The organism is Achromobacter sp. K91 (assembly GCF_003576205.1).
Lineage (GTDB): Bacteria > Pseudomonadota > Gammaproteobacteria > Burkholderiales > Burkholderiaceae_B > Achromobacter > Achromobacter aegrifaciens.
Window position 1 is genome coordinate 358,239 of record NZ_QWFB01000026.1, and the last position, 16,719, is coordinate 374,957.

Sequence of the window (16,719 nt, forward strand, 5' to 3'; positions counted from 1 at the left end):
GCGTGGGCTCGGAGCCTACGGCTGCCAGTCTACAAAATTGCGATACAGGCGCAAACCGTGCTCGGCGCTCTTTTCGGGATGAAACTGCACCGCGAAAATGTTAGCTGCCGCCACCGCGCAGGTAAAGGCAAGGCCATACTCGGTTTCACCAACAGTCAGGTCCGGATCTTCCGGGTCGGCGTAGTAGCTATGGACGAAATAGAAGTGCGTTTCGTCCGGAATGCCGGCCCAGATAGGATGAGAGCGCGTCTGGCGCACTTTGTTCCATCCCATGTGCGGGACCTTGAGGCGCTCGGGGCGGGTGTCGGCCAGTCCGGCGCCGCCGGCGTCGGTCAGGCAGGCCGCGTCATCGCTGACGGGATCGGCAAAGCCGGGGCCCGAGAAGCGGCGCACCACGCCGGGGAACAGCCCCAGGCAGGAGGTGCCGCCTTCCTCGCTGGAATCGAACAGCATCTGTTCGCCCACGCAGACGCCCAGCAGAGGCTTCTCGCGCGCGGCGCGCACCACGGCCTCGCGCAGGCCGGATTCGTTCAGGGTGCGCATGCAGTCCGCCATGGCGCCCTGGCCGGGAAACACGACGCGGTCGGCCGCGGCGATTTCCTGGGGCTGGCTGCAGATGCGGATGTCGGCATCGGGGGCGGCGTATTTCAGGGCGCGGGCGACGGAATGGAAATTGCCCATTCCGTAGTCGACGATGGCGATAGTGGTCACTTCTTTCTGCCTGCTGCGGGTGGATGGCGGAGGTGTTACAGCACGCCCTTGGTGGAGGGCACGACGTCGCCCATGCGGGGATCGACTTCCATGGCCATGCGCAGGGCGCGGCCACAGGCCTTGAAGACCGTTTCCGCCTGGTGGTGGGCGTTGACGCCGCGCAGGTTGTCGATGTGCAGCGTGATCAGGGCGTGGTTGACCAGGCCCTGGAAGAATTCGCGCGTCAGGTCCACGTCGAAGTCGCCGATGCGGGCGCGGGTGAAGGGGATGTGGTATTCCAGGCCCGGGCGGCCGGAGAAGTCCACCACCACGCGCGACAGCGCTTCGTCCAGCGGCACGTAGGCATGACCGTAGCGGCGCAGGCCGGCCTTGGTGCCGACCGCCTTGGCGATGGCCATGCCCAGCGTGATGCCCACGTCTTCCACCGTATGGTGCGCGTCGATGTGCAGATCGCCTTCCGCCTTGATGTCGAGGTCGATCAGGCCGTGGCGGGCGATCTGGTCCAGCATGTGGTCCAGGAACGGCACGCCGGTGTCGATCGTCTGCTTGCCGGTGCCGTCGATATTGACGGCCACGCGGATGCGGGTTTCGTTGGTGTTGCGGGTGATCTCAGCGGTACGCATGTTAAGCACTCAAAATCTCTTGCAGGGCGGATAGCAAGGCGGCGTTTTCGGCCGGGGCGCCCACCGAGATGCGCAGGCAGTCGGCCAGCAGCGGATGGGCGTTGGAGAAGTTGCGAATCAATATTTTGCGCGTTTTCAGGGCAAGATGCACGGCGTTGCCGTCCAACTTGCCGGAAAAGCGGGCAAGAACGAAGTTGCCGGCGGAAGGGAATACCCGCACCCCGGGCAGTTGGGCCAGGGCGGCGGCCAGCGGTTCGCGGTCTGCACGCAGGCGGGCGGCCTGTTCGTCCAGCACCGGCTTGTGGCGCAGCACGGCCGACAGCGTGGCCTGGGTCAGCACGTCCAGGTTGTAGGGCGGGCGGACCTTGTTCAGTTCCGCGATCCAGGCTGGGTGGCCGGCCAGGTAGCCGAAGCGCAGGCCGGCCAGGCCGATCTTGGACACCGTGCGCATGACGACCACGTTCGGCGCGTCCAGCACCTGCGGCATCCAGGTGTGGCCGGCGAAGGGCTGGTAGGCCTCGTCCAGCACCACCAGGCCGGGGGCGGCGGCGATGATGGCCGCTACATCCTCATCGGACCAGAGGCCGCCGGTGGGGTTATTGGGCACGGCCAGGAACACCACCTTGGGCCGGTGTTCCTGGATGGCGGCCAGCATGGCCGGCAAGTCCAGGGTCAGGTCGGCCGTCAGCGGCACGCCGACGAAGCGGGCGTGGTCGAAGCGCGCGGCCATGTCGAAGTAGACGAACGACGGCCAGGGCGACAGCACCGTGTCACCCGGATTGCAGCAGGCCTGCACCACGATGTGGATGAGCTCGTCCGAGCCGTTGCCGAACAGCACGTCTGCCCCATCCGGCACGCCGAAGGCCGTTTTCACGGCCGCTTGCAGCGCCGACAGGTCAGCCGCGGGGTAACGGTTCAGCGGCGTGTCGCGCACGGCACGGGCGATGTCGTCGCGAACCGCCTCGGGCAGTTCGTAGGGGCATTCCATGGCGTCGAGCTTGATGCAGCCCTCGGCATGGGCCACGGGATAGGCGGCCAGCTCGCGGATGTCCGCCCGGACGGTGCCGGCGATGCGGCCCGGCACGGTCATGGCTGGTCGATCCGGTATTGGGCGCTGGCGGCATGCGCCTGCAGGCCCTCGCCCAGCGCCAGTTCGGCGGCGATGCGGCCCAGCTTCTGGGCGCCCTGGTGCGAAACCTGGATCAGGCTGGAGCGCTTCTGGAAGTCATAGACGCCCAGCGGCGAGGAAAAGCGCGCAGTGCGCGAGGTCGGCAGCACGTGGTTGGGACCGGCGCAGTAGTCGCCCAGCGATTCGGAGCTGAAGCGGCCCATGAAGATGGCGCCTGCGTGGCGGATCTGCGCGGTCCATTTTTCGGGGTTCTCGGTGGAGATCTCGAGGTGCTCGGGCGCGATGTCGTTGGCGATCCGGCAGGCTTCTTCGAGATCCTGGACCAGGATCAGCGCGCCGCGGTTGGCCAGGCTGACGCGCAGGATGTCGGCGCGCGGCATGGTGGGCAACAGGCGTTCGATCGAGGCCTGCACTTCTTCGATGAAAGCGGCGTCCGGGCACAGCAGGATGGATTGCGCCAGTTCATCGTGCTCGGCCTGGGAGAACAGGTCCATGGCGATCCAGTCGGCCGGCGTCTTGCCGTCGCAGATGACCAGGATTTCGCTGGGGCCGGCGATCATGTCGATGCCGACCACGCCGAACACGCGGCGCTTGGCGGCGGCGACGTAGGCGTTGCCCGGGCCGACGATCTTGTCCACGGCCGGCACGGTGGCGGTGCCGTAGGCCAGCGCGCCCACGGCCTGCGCGCCGCCGATGGCGAAGACGCGGTCCACGCCGGCGATGGCCGCGGCGGCCAGCACGATGGGATTGCGCACGCCGTCCGGCGTGGGCGTGACCATGACCAGTTCCTGCACGCCCGCGACCTTGGCCGGAATGGCGTTCATCAGCACCGAGGACGGATAGGCGGCCTTGCCGCCGGGCACATACAGGCCCACGCGGTCCAGCGGAGTCACCTGCTGGCCCAGCATGGTGCCGTCGGCATCCGTGTAGGTCCAGGTCTCGGCGCGCTGGCGTTCGTGGTAGCTGCGCACGCGGTCGGCGGCGGCTTCCAGCGCGTTGCGTTGAGCGGCGGGCAGCGCGGCCAGGGCCGCCTGCCAGTCCGCCTTGGGGATCTCCAGCGTCTGGGCCGATGCGCCGGGCATGCGGTCAAAGCGCTGCGTGTATTCCACCAGCGCGGCGTCGCCGCGGGCGCGCACGTCGGCCAGGATGCCGGCCGCGGCGCGGTCGATGGATTCGTCCTCGGTGGCTTCGAAGGCCAGCAGCGTGGACAGGGCGGATTTGAATCCGGGATCGCGGGAGTCGAGACGATTGATCAGGGCCATGGCGTCATGGAGCAAGCAGGTAACGGCCGCCGCGGCGTCGCGGCGGGCGAGGGTCAGGCGTTGCGGGCAGCGGCTCTTTCGAAGGCGTCCAGCAGCGGTTGCAGGCGGGCGCCGCGGGTCTTCAGCGCGGCCTGGTTGACGATCAGGCGCGAGGAGATCGGCATGATGTCTTCCACCGCGACCAGGTCGTTGGCGCGCAGGGTGCCGCCGGTGGACACCAGGTCCACGATGCAGTCGGCCAGTCCCACCAGCGGCGCCAGTTCCATCGAACCATACAGCTTGATGATGTCCACGTACACACCCTTGGCCGCGAAGTGTTCACGGGCTGACTGCACGTATTTGGTGGCCACGCGCAAACGCGCGCCCTGGTGGACGGCGCCTTCGTAGTCGAAGCCCTTGCGCACGGCCACGGCCAGGCGGCACTTGGCGATGTTCAGGTCGATCGGCTGATACAGGCCGCCGGGCTGCTCCTTGGCGTGCTCGATGAGCACGTCCTTGCCCGCGATGCCGAGGTCGGCCGCGCCGTACTGCACATAGGTGGGCACGTCCGAGGCGCGCACGATGATCAGGCGCAGGCCGGGGTCGCTGGTGGGCAGGATCAGCTTGCGCGAGCTTTCGGGATTCTCGGGGACTTCGATGCCGGCCTCGGCCAAGAGCGGCATGGTTTCTTCGAAGATGCGCCCTTTGGACAGGGCCAGGGTCAAGGGGGGGATGACGGTGGCATCGTTCATGCCTGTTCCTTGGTGACGCGTTGGATGTTCGCGCCCAGGGCGCGCAGTTTGACTTCCATCTGGTCGTAGCCGCGATCCAGGTGGTAGATGCGGTCGACCAGGGTTTCGCCTTCGGCCGTGAGGCCGGCGATGACCAGGCTGGCCGAGGCGCGCAGGTCGGTGGCCATGACGGTGGCGCCCGACAGCTTCGGCACGCCGCGCACGATGGCGGTGTGGCCGTCGATGTCGATGTCCGCGCCCATGCGGCGCAGTTCCTGCACGTGCATGTAGCGGTTTTCGAAGATGGTCTCGACGACGACCGAGGTGCCTTCGGCCACGGCGTTCAGCGCCATGACCTGGGCCTGCATGTCGGTGGCGAAGCCGGGGTACTCCAGCGTGCGAAAGCCCACGGCGCGAGGGCGCGAGGACATGGCGCAGCGGATCCAGTCGGGGCCGGTCTCGATGGTGAGGCCGGCCTCGGTCAGCTTGCCCAGCGTGGCGCCGAGGATGTCCGCGTCGGTATTGCGCAGGACGATGTCGCCGCCCGCCGCGCCGACGGCGCACAGGAAGGTGCCGGCTTCGATGCGGTCGGAGATGACGCGGTGTTCGGCGCCGTGCAGGCGCTCGACGCCGTCGATCACGATGCGGCTGGTGCCGTGGCCCTGGATGCGAGCGCCCATCTTGATGAGCAGTTCGGCCAGGTCCACCACTTCCGGTTCGCAGGCGGCGTTTTCCAGCACGGTCCGGCCTTCGGCCAGCACGGCGGCCATCAGCAGGTTCTCGGTGCCGGTGACGGTGACCATGTCGGTGCGCACGGAGGCGCCCTTCAGGCGCTTGGCGCGCGCCACCACGAAGCCGTGTTCGATGCTGATTTCCGCGCCCAGCGCGGCCAGGCCCTTGATGTGCTGGTCCACGGGGCGCTGGCCAATGCTGCAGCCGCCGGGCAGGCTGACGCGGGCTTCGCCGAAGCGCGCCAGCAGCGGGCCCAGCACCAGGATGGAGGCCCGCATGGTCTTGACCAGATCGTAGGGAGCTTCCAGCTTGTCGACCTGGTTGGCCTGCAGCGTGACCGTGCCGTCCGCGTCACGCTCGGCGCGCATGCCCATGCGGCCCAGCAGGCGCAGCATGGTGGCCGTGTCGTTCAGGTGCGGCACGTTGCTGAGGGTCAGCGCGTCGGCGGTCAGCAGGCCTGCGCACAGGATGGGCAGGGCCGAGTTCTTGGCGCCGGAGATGGAGATTTCGCCTTGCAGGCGCGAACCTCCGGTGATGCGTAGCTTGTCCATTACTTGCCTGCTTGCTGGTATTCGGCGGGAGTCAGGGTGCGCATGGACAGCGCATGGATCTCGGCCTTCATGCGGTCGCCGAGCGCGGCATAGACCAGCTGGTGGCGCTGGATCAGGCGCTTGCCTTCGAAGGCGGTGCTGACGATGACCGCGTCGAAATGCGAGCCGTCGCCTTGCACGTCTAGGTGTTCACAGGGCAGGCCGTCCGCGATGTATTGGCGGACTTGCGCGGGAGTGGGAAGCATGGACGTCAGTTCCTGAGTTTGTAGCCGCTGGCCAGTAGCCGCAGCGCATAGAGCGATAGCGCGAGGAACACCCCCGTCACCACCGCCAGGCTGCGCCAGGGGGAGACGTCCGACACCGAGAAGAATCCGTAGCGGAAGCCGTCGATGGTGTAGAAGATGGGGTTCCAATGGGACACGCCCTGCCAGAAGGCGGGGAGCGTGTGGATGGAATAGAACACGCCGGACAGGAAGGTGGCCGGCATGATGAGGAAGTTCTGGAAGGCCGCGAGCTGGTCGAATTTTTCGGACCAGAGGCCCGCGATCAGGCCCAGCACGCCCATGATGCCGCAGGCCAGCACGGCGAAGACGGCCAGCCACAGCGGATGGGTGGGAATCAGCGACACGAAGAACAGCGCCACCACCCACACGCACAGCCCGACCGCGAGGCCGCGCACGATCGCCGCCAGCACATAGGCGGCGAAGATGTCGCGGTGCGACAGCGGCGGCAGCAGCATGAAGACCAGGTTGCCCGTGATGCGGCTCTGGATCAGCGACGACGAGGGATTGGCGAAGGCGTTCTGCAGCATGCTCATCATCATGAGCCCGGGAATCAGGAACGCCGTGTAGGGCACGCTGCCATACACCATGACGCGCCCTTCCAGCACGTGGGCGAAGACCAGCAGGTACAGCAGCGCGGTGATGACGGGCGCGGCGATGGTCTGGAAGCTGACTTTCCAGAAGCGCAGCAATTCCTTGCGCAGCAAGGTCGGGAAGCCGGAGCCCGCATCCAGGCGGGGCTGCACCAGCGGCTGGCTGGCGGTCGCGGCGGGCTGGGTCATGACGAGATCTCTTCGGGTTGCAGGGCGGGCGCGGGTTGCTCGTCGCCTTCGTGCATGATGCGCACGAAGGCGTCTTCCAGGTCGACCCCGCCGACGCGGGCCATCAGGGCCTGGGTGGTGTCCAGCGCCACGATGCGGCCGCGCTTGAGCATGGCGATGCGGCCGCACAGGGCTTCCGCTTCTTCCAGGTAGTGGGTGGTCAGCATGATGGTGTGGCCGGCCTTGTTCAGGCGCGAAATGAATTCCCACAGCGTGCGCCGGAGGTCCACGTCGACGCCGGCGGTGGGTTCGTCCAGCACGATCACGGGCGGGCGGTGCACCAGCGCCTGGGCCACCAGCACGCGGCGCTTCATGCCGCCGGACAGCGCCCGCATATTGGAGTTGGCCTTGTCGGCCAGCCCCAGGTTGAACAGGATTTCGTCGATCCAGTCGTCGTTCTTGCGCAGGCCGAAATAGCCGGACTGGATGCGCAGGGTCTCGCGCACCGTGAAGAACGGGTCGTAGACCAGCTCTTGCGGCACCACGCCCAAAGCCCGCCGCGCCGACTTGTAGTCGGCCACGACGTCGTATCCACAGACCGTGGCGCGGCCCGAACTGGCGTGCGCCAAGCCGGCCAGGATCGAGATCAGCGTGGTCTTGCCGGCGCCATTGGGGCCGAGCAGGCCGAAGAACTCGCCGTGCTCGATATTCAGGCTGACATTGTCCAGCGCCTGGAAGCCGGCGGCGGGCGCGCGCCCGAGCAGCTTCTGCCAGCCGCGCTGGCGCGGGGAGTAGACCTTGGAGACGTTTTCTAGACTGACGGCGGACATGACGGCGGGAGATGGCCCGAAAAGAGCGAATTGATCATTATATAAGCGCGTCGCTGCCGTTCCGGCCGGTAGCCCTGGCATTCCCCCGGGTATCCGACCGGTCTGTCCCTAAAAGAATCGGCCCGGCGGGCCACTGGGGCGCGCCGGGCCGCGACAGCCGCAAGGCCGATCATTGGTTGCGTTGGTTCAACGCCTTGATCAGGCCGTCGATGCCGTCGCGGTTGATCTGCTGCGCGAACTGGTTGCGGTAGTTCTCGATGAGCCAGATGCCTTCGACGTTCATGTCATAGATCTTCCAGCCTTGGGCCGTCTTTTCCAGGCGGTAGTCGACGCCCACCGGCTGGTCGTTGCCCTGGGAGATCAGGGTGCGCACGACCACGTCGTCGGCTTTGGGGTCGCCGCGGAACGGCAGTGCGCGCACCGTGGTGCTGGACGTGACGCGGGTCAGCGCGCCGCTGTAGGTGCGCACCAGCGTGCCGCGGAAGGCCTCGGCCAGTTCCTTTTTCTGCACATCGTTGGCCTGGCGCCAGTAGCGGCCGGCGGCCAGGCGCGTGGTCTTCTGGAAGTTGACGTAGGGCAGGATGTGCTCGTTGACGACCTGGTTGATGCGGGCGGTGTTGCCCGCCTTGACGGCGCCATCGGCCTTCAGCACGTCCAGGGCCTCGTTGGCCGCGGCGAGCACGAACTGGTCGGGAGAACCGTTGGGGTCGGGTTTGGCCTGCGCGCCGGCGCTCAGGCCCAGGGCCACGAGGCCCGTGAAAACCAGACGCTGCAGCAGGGAAACAAAGGAAACTCGCATCAAAACTCCTTACTTGTACTGGGGCGCACCCCGCGGCTTACTTGGCCGCAGGTTGCGCCGCGGGTTGAGCCGCCGGCTGCGCGGCGGGGGCGGCGTCGTCCTCGTCGTCTTCGTAGTTGGGCAGCGAGGACTCGTCGTCCACCTTCTGGCCCAGCACCATGGCGGCGCGGCGCTGCAGATAGGCGTCGCGCACGAAGCTGTAGGGATCGAGCGCGACGCGGTCGATGGTGTCGGTGGCGCTCAGCAGGCTGGCGCGCGTGTCCACCACGCGCAGGCCCCACAGCGAGTTGCGCAGGCGCACGTTGTCGATGGAATCGACGCCCATGTAGCCGTAGGTGGTGCCCGCGTAGTCGCCGATCAGGCCAGCGCCGTCGCGTACCGACGACGAGCCGAAGAACGGCAGCACCAGGTACGGACCCTGGCTGAAGCCCCACACGCCCAGCGTGGTGCCGAAGTCGTTCGGGATGCGGCGCGCGCCGTTGGCCGAGGCGACGTCGAAGCAGCCGCCCACGCCCATGGTGGTGTTGAACAGGAAGCGGCCCAGCGTGTTGACGAAGTCGTGGCCGCGGCCCTGCAGGAAGCTGTTGGCGCCGGACCAGAGGTCACCGACGTTGCTGAAGATGTTGTGCACGCAGCTGCGCACCGGCTGCGGCGTGACGAAGGTGTAGGCCTGCGCCACCGGCTTGAAGACGGCACGGTCGACGGTGTCGTTGAATTTGTAGACGCCCCGGTTGAAGCCTTCCCAGGGATCGCGGGGATCCGGGTTCTGCGGCGCGGCGCAGCCTGCCATCAGCGCGCCCGCGGCGGCAACGGTGGCAATCCTGCAAATGGTTTTCTTATTCATGATCAGGGCATCCCTATCAACGATTCTTATGATATTGCGTACCTTGGACGCGCTGCTGTTACCGCGTCTGTCGCATTGTCTTTAATTTGGCGTTTTCGCGGCGGGTTCCGGCGCGCTCGAGCCTTGCTTCTCGGCCGACCCGTACAGGAACTGGCTGATCAGTTGTTCAAGCACCACGGCGCTTTGCGTGTAGCGGATCTTGCCGCCGTCGACAAAGTTTTCCTCTTCGCTGCCCGCGGTCAGGCCCAGGTATTGTTCACCCAGCAGGCCCGACGTCAGGATGGACGCCGAAGTGTCCTTGGGGAACTGATAGGCCGTTTCCAGGTTGACCGAGACGATCGCCTGGAAGGTCTTGTCATCGAACGAGATGCCGGCAACCCGGCCCACGACGACCCCCGCGCTCTTGACGGGCGCGCGCACCTTGAGGCCGCCTACGTTATCGAAGTTGGCCGTCAGCGTATAGGTCGGGGCGAAAGAAAAGGTGCTCAAGTTGCCGGCGCGCAACGCCAGGAACGCCAGCGCGACCGCGCCCAGCAATACAAACAGGCCTACCCAGAAGTCGGTTTTTTCGCGAGACATGATCGATCCGTATCAATTTCCAAACATCAAGGCGGTGAGCAGGAAGTCCAGCCCAAGTACCGCCAGGGAGCCCACCACCACGGTGCGCGTGGTCGCGCGGGCAACGCCTTCGGGGGTGGGCTTGGCTTGCCAGCCCTCATAGAGCGCGACCAGCGTCACGGTGACGCCGAAGACCAGGCTCTTGATGACGCCATTGGCCACGTCTTTCCAGACGTCGACGCCGTTTTGCATCTGCGACCAGAACGCGCCGGCGTCCACGCCGATCAGCAGCACGCCCACGACCCAGCCGCCCAGGATGCCCACCATGGAGAACACCGCCGCCAGGATGGGCATGGCGATGATGCCGCCCCACAGACGCGGCACCAGCACGCGGCGGATGGGGTCGACGGCCATGACTTCCATGGCCGCGAGTTGCTCGCCGGCCTTCATCAGGCCGATTTCGGCCGTGAGAGAGGTGCCCGCACGTCCCGCGAACAGCAGCGCCGTGACCACGGGTCCCAGTTCCCGCACCAGCGACAGGGCCACCAGCAAGCCCAGCGCTTCTTCAGAGCCGTAGCGGTTCAGCGTGTAATAGCCTTGCAGCCCCAGCACGAAGCCCACGAACATGCCGGAAACGGCAATGATGAGCAGCGAGTAGTTGCCGATGAAATGGACCTGCTGCGACACCAGCCGCGGACGCGACAGCGCAATGCCGCTGCGAGCGAGCATGGCGCCGAAGAACCGGGTGAAGTAGCCGATGCCGGAAACGCGGTTGCGCACCCAGCCGCCCAGCGCGCCGATGGCGTTGTTGGATCCGCTCATGCGCGGCGGCCCTCCTGTTGCGAAAGCCACTTCTTGAAAGCGGGCGTCTCGGGATATTGGAACGCGACGGGGCCGTCGGGCTCCCCTTTGAGGAACTGTTGCACGTAGGGGTCTTGCGAGGCCGACAGCATTTCGGGGGTGCCGGCCGCGGCAAGCTTGCCCTGGCCGACCAGGTACACCTGGTCCGCGATGGCAAACGATTCATGCACGTCGTGCGTGATCAGCACCGAGGCGCAGCCGAGGCGGTCGGCCAGGTTGCGGATCAGGCGGGCGGTAATGCCCAGCGAGATCGGGTCCAGCCCCGCAAACGGCTCGTCATACAGAATGAGTTCGGGTTCCAGCACGACGGCGCGGGCCAGCGCCACGCGCCGGGCCATGCCGCCGGAGATTTCCGCCACTTTCAGGTGCGCGGCTGCGCGCAGGCCGACGGCGTCGAGCTTGTCCAGCACGCGCTCGGTGACTTCGGGCTCCGCCAGTTTGGTGTGTTCGCGCAGCGGGAAGGCCACGTTCTCGAAAACGTTCAGGTCAGTGAAAAGCGCGCCCTGCTGAAATAGGACGCCCATGCGCGTGCGCAGCGATTGCAGTTCGGTGCGGCTGACGTGGGCCATGTCCTGGCCGAAGGCCAGCACCCGGCCCCGCTGCGCGGTGAGCTGGCCGGTGGCCGCGCGCAACAGCGTGGTCTTGCCCGAACCCGAGCCGCCCATGATGGCGACCACCTGGCCGGCGCGCACGTCCATGGAAATGTCGCGCAAGACGGTGAAATCACCATAGCCTAGCGCCACACCTTCCAGGCGCAGGGCGAATTCCGGGGTCTTGCTGGTTTGAGCGGGCATGGGCAACGAAAGGGTGTTTCGGCGGCGGAGCTTGCCCTGCTGTCCGGTCGATGCGACCGGCAAAATTCATGGCCGGCGCGGCGAAGACAGGCGGCGTCGGGAAGCGCCCTGTTACTCATATGCCGGGGGCGAGGTCGGGCCTGGGCTCCCGGCGGCGAGGCGCCATTGTAGCCCGACGCTTTGTAATCACAACGCGAGAGCCCGCGCGTGGAACAGTGTTTTCGGTTCAGGGAACAATATGCTCAGCGGCGCGCCTGCGCCGCCGCGGTCTCCCGGGCCAGCCGCGCGACCAGGTCGGCGGTGGTCTCGCGCCGCGCGAGCGGCGCGCCCTGGCCGGCCCACAGGGACAGCATGTCGGTGTTGCCGGCCTTGCCGCCCGCCGTGCGCATGGGGCGCGTCAATGCGTTCTGCATGGGGTAAGGCAGGATGTCGGCCGCAATCGCGTCGGCCTCGCGCATGAAGGCGTTTTCGATGCCGCGGGCGGGCCGGCCCGAAAACGCACGGGTCACCCGCGACTGTTCCGCCCGGGAGGCGGGCAGCAGCGCCTTGTAGGCTTCATTGATGCCGGATTCCTCGGTCGTCAAGAAGGCCGTCCCCATTTGTGCCAGATCGGCGCCCAGGGCCAAGGCGGCGGCGATACCGCGGCCGTCCATGATGCCGCCAGATGCAATAACAGGGACAGAGACTGCGTCGACCACCTGGGGCACCAGCGCCATGGTGCCGATCAGCGATTCCTCGAAACCGTCCAGGAAGGTGCCGCGGTGGCCGCCGGCCTCGGCGCCTTGCGCCACGATGGCGTCCACGCCGTCCGCTTCAAGGGCCACCGCTTCGCGCACGGTGGTCGCGGTGCCCACGGTCAGAATGCCCAGTTCGCGGCAGCGCGCGATGGCCGCGGCCGGCATGCGGCCGAAGGTGAAGCTGAAGACGGCCGGACGCACCCGCAGGATGGCTTCGATCTGTTGCGGCAGCGGATCGGCTTGCGGGCCGGGCGCGGCGGGCGCCGGCAGGCCCAGCTGCTGGTGGTAGCGCGCCATCAGCGCCAGCATGCGACTGGCGTCGCCGCGCATGGGTTCTTCCGGCACCGATGCGAACAGATTGATGGCGAACGGCAGCGGCGTGCGCGCACGGATGTCGCGCGCCGCCGCCTCGATCTGCTCGGGACTCATATAGGCCGCCCCGAGCGAACCCAGGACTCCCGCCTTCGATGCTTCGGAAACCAGCTCCACCGTCGTGGCGCCGCCGGCCATGGGGGCCTGGACGATGGGATGGTGCAGCTTGAGCAGATCAATCAGACGGGTAGCCATGGAATTACTCCTGGAAGGTTACTGAAGCTGGATGTTCCCAGCCTTGATGACGTGGGCCCACTTCTCGGTTTCGCTCTTGATGAAGGCGCCGAATTCCTCGGGCGTGCCGCCGCCCGCCTGGCTGCCGGTGTCGGCGATGGCCTTCTGCACGTCCGGTTCCTTCAGGATGCGGTTGAACTCGGCGTTGAGCTTGGCGATGATGGGCGCGGGCGTGCCGGCGGGGGCGACGATGCCCTGCCAGTTGTAGGACTCGAAGCCCGGCAGGCCGGATTCGGCCATGGTGGGCACGTCGGGCAGCACGGCCAGGCGCTTGGCGGACGTGACCGCGATGGGGTGGATCTTGGCGCCCTGGATCGCGGGCAGCGCGGAATAGCCCATTTCGAACATCATCGAGATATGGCCGCCCATGAGGTCCGTCGCGGCCAGGCTGCCGCCCTTGTACGGGACGTGGACGATGTCGATCTTGGCCTGTTCGCGGAACATTTCGCCGGACAGGTGGTGTGCGCCGCCTACGCCGGACGAGCCGAAGGACAGCTTGCCGGGCTGCTTCTTGGCCAGCGCGATCAGGTCCGCCAGCGTCTTCACCGGCAGTTCGTTGTTCACGCTCAGCACCAGCGGGCTGTTTTCGATCAGGATGATCGGGGCCAGATCCTTTTGCGGATCGTAGGGCATGTCCTTCATCAGCGTCGGGTTGACCGCCATGGGCGCCAGATTGCCGGTGCCGATGGTGTAGCCGTCCGGCGCCGCGCGCGCGATCAGGTTGGTGCCGACCACGCCGCCGGCGCCTGCCTTGTTCTCGACCACGATGGGCTGGCCCAGCGTGTCGCCCAGCTTGCGCGCCAAAAGGCGCACGCGGGTGTCGGCGAAGCCGCCCGGCGCGTAGGGCACGATCATGGTGATGGGCTTGGACGGCCAGTCGGTGGTCTGGGCCTGGGCGGCGCCGCTGAAGGCGGCGGTGGCTGCCAGGGCGGCAATAAGGGGACGCAATGCTTTCATACAGATGACTCCTGGTTTTGTTTTTTTAATGTGAACGGGCCCGCGGGCCGATCGCATTATGCCCAGCGGCCACGTCATCTGTCGTGATCTTTCCCAAACGCCATGCGGACAACGCCAACAGTGCCGCGCTGGCCGCCAGCACTTGCGGCAGCCCGGCGCCCCAATGCGCCGCCCAGGACGCCAACAGCGGTCCCAGGATCTGGCCGGCGGCGAAAGCCGCGGTCATGAGGGCCGCCGCGCGCGGCGCGGCGGCGCCGGCCGAACGCCTGGCGGCCAGCATTCCCGCCTGTGTAATCACCATGAAGGTGCCGCCCACCAGCACCGCGGCCACGATCACGGCGGCGATGTGGTGCCATAGCGCCACGGCCAGCATGCCCAGCGCCATGAGCGCCTGGGCGGCGCGCCAGACTTGCACGCTGTCGCGGCCCCGTGCCAGGCGGGGCACCAGCAGGCAGGACACCGCTGCGGCCATGCCGAACAGGGGCCAGGCCCAGCCGAAGATGGCCGGGTCGGGAATGATTTCCTTCGCCATCGCCGGCAGGAAGGTGGCCGGAATGATGTAGCCCACGCCGAACGCGCCATAGTGCAGCGCCAGCGCGGGGATGTCGCGTGGCAGCCGGGCGGCGGGTGCGGCGGCGCTGGCCGATTGCGCTGGCATTGGCGCCGCCTGGCGGCGCAACCCCGGCCAGGCGATCGCGGACAGGGCCAGCGCCAGCGCCCCCAGCGCGAACCAGACCGTGTCGGCGCGCGCGTCCCAGGCTGCCAGCGCCAGGCAGGCCAGCCCCGTCAGCGCAATGCCCGCGCCCACGCCGGCGTAGGTCACTGCGGACGCGCCCGCTTCGCGCGGATCGCCTGCGGGTACCGCCCGCCACGCCGCCACGCAGATGAAGGCGCTGGCGCTGGCGTAGCCGGCGGCTAGTCGCAGCGCGCACCAGACCGCCATGCCATGCCAGACAGGCATGGCCAGCGTCAGCAGGGCCACTGCCAGCAGGCTGGCCGCCAGCGTGCCCCGCAGCCGGCGGATGGGCCAGGCGACCGCAGCCAGCGCGCCCAGCAGATACCCCGCGTAGTTGGCCGAAGCCAGCCAGCTGCCCTGGGATAGCGACAGGCCGGTTTCCTGGGCCATCAGGGGCCAGACCGGCGTGAAGGCGAACCGGCCTATCCCCATGGCGGCGGCCAGGGCCAGCGCCGCCGGCCATGCCAGGGCGGCAGCGCTGCGTGACGAGGAAGGGTAATTGGGCGTTGACATGGTCCTTACTCTACGGCTGTACTAATATCATTAATAGTGAATTATTAAGATAGTGAGTTCTCAAAATGAGAAACTTGGACCTGGATGCGCTGCAGATCTTCAAGGCGGTTGCCGACCAGGGCGGCGTGGCGCGCGCCGCTGCCCATCTGAACCGCGTGCAGTCCAACGTGTCGACGCGCCTGAAGCAGCTGGAGGCCTCGCTGGAGGCGCCGCTGTTCCGGCGGCAGAACCGCCGGCTGGTGCTGTCTGACCAGGGGCGGGTGCTGCTGTCCTACGCCGACCGGCTGCTGCGCCTGGCGGACGAAGCCCAGGCCGCGGTACGCGACGGCTCGCCGCAGGGCGTGCTGCGCATCGGCACCATGGAAAGCACGGCGGCCGCGCGCCTGCCGCCGATTCTGGCGGCCTATCACGCGGCCTGGCCGCAGGTGCGGATCGAACTGGTGACCGGCACGTCGGCCGCGCTGGCGGCCAAGGTGCGCAACTACGAAATCGAGGCCGCGTTCGTGGCGCAGCCGTTTCCGGGCGATGGCCTGGCCACGATGGACGCGTTCAAGGAAGAACTGGCGTTGATCTCGCCGCTGGCCTGGGATCCGATCGACAGTCCCAAGGACCTGGGCGACCGCAGCGTGATTGCCTTCGCGTCGGGATGCTCATACCGGCGCATCCTGGAATCCTGGCTCAACCAGGAAGGCATCGCGCCCGGCAAGGTGATGGAGTTCGCCTCGTACCACGCCATCGTCGCCTGCGTGGCGGCGGGTTCGGGCGTGGCGATTGTGCCGCGTTCGGTGCTGGCGGTGCTGGGGGCGGAGCACACGGTGCGCATCGGCGCCCTGTCCGGCTCGCATGGCCGGGCCCTGACCCAGCTGGTCTGGCGCGCCGACGACGACACGCCGGCGTTGCAGGCCCTGCGGCACAAGCTGGAGGCGCCGCAAGACTGAGGAAGGCCGCGCCTGGTGCGCGGCCCTTTTGCCTTTAGAAGCGGTAGCCGACGCCGATCGTCGCGACCCACGGATCGATGCGCGCGGTGCCGATGTGCTGGCCGTCCAGCTTCACCTTGGAACGGATGTCGATGTAGCGGATGTCTGCGTTCATGAACCAGCGCTCGTTGATCTTGAAGTCAGCGCCCAGTTGAGCGGCCACGCCCCAGGAATCGCCCAGCTTCAGGTCCGAACCCTTCAGCGCGCCTTCCGCCTTGGTGTCGAAGAAGTGGGTGTAGTTGATGCCCACGCCGATGTACGGCTGGATCATGCTGTCGGGCAGGATGTGCCATTGCAGGCTGAGCGTCGGCGGCAATTGCTTGGTCGAGCCGATCTTGCCCAGGCCGCTGCCGCTGACGTCATGCTGGAAGGGCCAGGCGCCCAGCAGTTCGATACCGATGTTGCGCGTGGCCATGTAGGTCAGCGTGAAGCTCGGGCGTACGTTGTTGTTGACGTCGAGTCCGACGCTGCCGTTGAGCACGGTGCCGTTGTTGGACGAGGGGCGGACCTGCGTCACGCCGACCTTGAACAGCACGTCGCCCGCTTCGTGGGCGTGCGCGGGGGCGGCGAGCGTGCCAGCGGCGATCAGGCCGGCGATGGCGGTGGCGCGGATACGGCCGTTCAGCGAAAACATTCTCTTCTCCGATCTTTCCATTGGGTGAGACGACAGGTTCTCAAACCTGGCGTCCGGCCCGCTTGATGTGTGTCAAATCGTGAAAAGACCGCAATCGAAAAGTGGTTATGTTG

Annotated in this window: 19 protein-coding genes; 1 reads left to right on the forward strand and 18 read right to left on the reverse strand. The window is 67.3% G+C overall.

The window, feature by feature from the left end; all coding sequences use genetic code 11:
* Window positions 1-15: 15 nt before the first annotated feature.
* The 17 genes from hisH to DXK93_RS08975 all read right to left on the reverse strand — a co-directional run bounded on the left by hisH (window position 16) and on the right by DXK93_RS08975 (window position 14,995).
* The gene (gene hisH / locus DXK93_RS08895) at window positions 16-711 is read right to left on the reverse strand and encodes an imidazole glycerol phosphate synthase subunit HisH (RefSeq protein WP_054455503.1); all 696 of its coding nucleotides are present in this window, start codon (window positions 709-711) and stop codon (window positions 16-18) included.
* A 35-nt stretch (window positions 712-746) separates the two neighbouring features.
* Window positions 747-1,334 (reverse strand): imidazoleglycerol-phosphate dehydratase HisB, encoded by a 588-nt coding sequence (gene hisB, locus DXK93_RS08900; protein ID WP_013390948.1) that lies wholly within the window; start codon window positions 1,332-1,334, stop codon window positions 747-749.
* A gap of 1 nt (window position 1,335) precedes the next feature.
* Window positions 1,336-2,424 (reverse strand): histidinol-phosphate transaminase, encoded by a 1,089-nt coding sequence (gene hisC / locus DXK93_RS08905; protein WP_119449859.1) that lies wholly within the window; start codon window positions 2,422-2,424, stop codon window positions 1,336-1,338.
* Window positions 2,421-3,725: a histidinol dehydrogenase gene (gene hisD / locus DXK93_RS08910; protein WP_054455499.1), complete on the reverse strand. Its 1,305-nt coding sequence runs from the start codon at window positions 3,723-3,725 to the stop codon at window positions 2,421-2,423. Before hisD ends, hisC begins: the two co-directional genes overlap by 4 nt.
* 53 nt (window positions 3,726-3,778) lie before the next feature.
* Entirely contained in the window at window positions 3,779-4,456 is a 678-nt protein-coding gene (gene hisG / locus DXK93_RS08915) for an ATP phosphoribosyltransferase (RefSeq protein ID WP_054455497.1), read from the reverse strand.
* The gene (gene murA / locus DXK93_RS08920) at window positions 4,453-5,718 is read right to left on the reverse strand and encodes a UDP-N-acetylglucosamine 1-carboxyvinyltransferase (protein ID WP_119449860.1); all 1,266 of its coding nucleotides are present in this window, start codon (window positions 5,716-5,718) and stop codon (window positions 4,453-4,455) included. The genes hisG and murA overlap by 4 nt, the downstream gene beginning before the upstream one ends.
* Window positions 5,718-5,963, reverse strand: a complete 246-nt coding sequence (locus DXK93_RS08925; RefSeq protein WP_013390953.1) for a BolA family protein — start codon at window positions 5,961-5,963, stop codon at window positions 5,718-5,720. The genes murA and DXK93_RS08925 overlap by 1 nt, the downstream gene beginning before the upstream one ends.
* A gap of 5 nt (window positions 5,964-5,968) precedes the next feature.
* Window positions 5,969-6,781: an ABC transporter permease gene (locus tag DXK93_RS08930; RefSeq protein ID WP_054455492.1), complete on the reverse strand. Its 813-nt coding sequence runs from the start codon at window positions 6,779-6,781 to the stop codon at window positions 5,969-5,971.
* Window positions 6,778-7,590: an ABC transporter ATP-binding protein gene (locus DXK93_RS08935; protein ID WP_054455490.1), complete on the reverse strand. Its 813-nt coding sequence runs from the start codon at window positions 7,588-7,590 to the stop codon at window positions 6,778-6,780. Before DXK93_RS08935 ends, DXK93_RS08930 begins: the two co-directional genes overlap by 4 nt.
* 169 nt (window positions 7,591-7,759) lie before the next feature.
* Window positions 7,760-8,389: a phospholipid-binding protein MlaC gene (locus DXK93_RS08940; RefSeq protein WP_054455489.1), complete on the reverse strand. Its 630-nt coding sequence runs from the start codon at window positions 8,387-8,389 to the stop codon at window positions 7,760-7,762.
* A 37-nt stretch (window positions 8,390-8,426) separates the two neighbouring features.
* Complete coding sequence (locus DXK93_RS08945) at window positions 8,427-9,233, reverse strand: VacJ family lipoprotein (protein WP_054455487.1); 807 nt, start codon at window positions 9,231-9,233, stop codon at window positions 8,427-8,429.
* Between the two features lie 81 nt (window positions 9,234-9,314).
* Complete coding sequence (gene mlaD, locus DXK93_RS08950) at window positions 9,315-9,812, reverse strand: outer membrane lipid asymmetry maintenance protein MlaD (protein ID WP_054455485.1); 498 nt, start codon at window positions 9,810-9,812, stop codon at window positions 9,315-9,317.
* 12 nt (window positions 9,813-9,824) lie between these two features.
* Complete coding sequence (gene mlaE, locus DXK93_RS08955; protein WP_054455483.1) at window positions 9,825-10,613, reverse strand: lipid asymmetry maintenance ABC transporter permease subunit MlaE; 789 nt, start codon at window positions 10,611-10,613, stop codon at window positions 9,825-9,827.
* The gene (locus tag DXK93_RS08960) at window positions 10,610-11,446 is read right to left on the reverse strand and encodes an ABC transporter ATP-binding protein (RefSeq protein WP_054455481.1); all 837 of its coding nucleotides are present in this window, start codon (window positions 11,444-11,446) and stop codon (window positions 10,610-10,612) included. Before DXK93_RS08960 ends, mlaE begins: the two co-directional genes overlap by 4 nt.
* A gap of 242 nt (window positions 11,447-11,688) precedes the next feature.
* Window positions 11,689-12,750: a nitronate monooxygenase family protein gene (locus DXK93_RS08965; RefSeq protein WP_119449861.1), complete on the reverse strand. Its 1,062-nt coding sequence runs from the start codon at window positions 12,748-12,750 to the stop codon at window positions 11,689-11,691.
* Between the two features lie 18 nt (window positions 12,751-12,768).
* Window positions 12,769-13,746, reverse strand: coding sequence for a tripartite tricarboxylate transporter substrate binding protein (locus DXK93_RS08970; RefSeq protein WP_119449862.1), 978 nt, complete (start codon window positions 13,744-13,746; stop codon window positions 12,769-12,771).
* A gap of 25 nt (window positions 13,747-13,771) precedes the next feature.
* Window positions 13,772-14,995 (reverse strand): YbfB/YjiJ family MFS transporter, encoded by a 1,224-nt coding sequence (locus tag DXK93_RS08975; protein WP_119449863.1) that lies wholly within the window; start codon window positions 14,993-14,995, stop codon window positions 13,772-13,774.
* A 65-nt stretch (window positions 14,996-15,060) separates the two neighbouring features.
* Here DXK93_RS08975 and DXK93_RS08980 point away from each other — a divergent pair, with 65 nt between their 5' ends.
* Window positions 15,061-15,933 (forward strand): LysR family transcriptional regulator, encoded by an 873-nt coding sequence (locus tag DXK93_RS08980; RefSeq protein ID WP_119449864.1) that lies wholly within the window; start codon window positions 15,061-15,063, stop codon window positions 15,931-15,933.
* A 34-nt stretch (window positions 15,934-15,967) separates the two neighbouring features.
* On the opposite strand, the gene DXK93_RS08985 is transcribed toward DXK93_RS08980, so the two are convergent.
* Window positions 15,968-16,606 carry an OmpW family protein gene (locus DXK93_RS08985; RefSeq protein ID WP_054455471.1) on the reverse strand — a complete coding sequence of 213 codons (639 nt, stop codon included), beginning with the start codon at window positions 16,604-16,606 and terminating at the stop codon, window positions 15,968-15,970.
* Window positions 16,607-16,719: the final 113 nt, after the last annotated feature.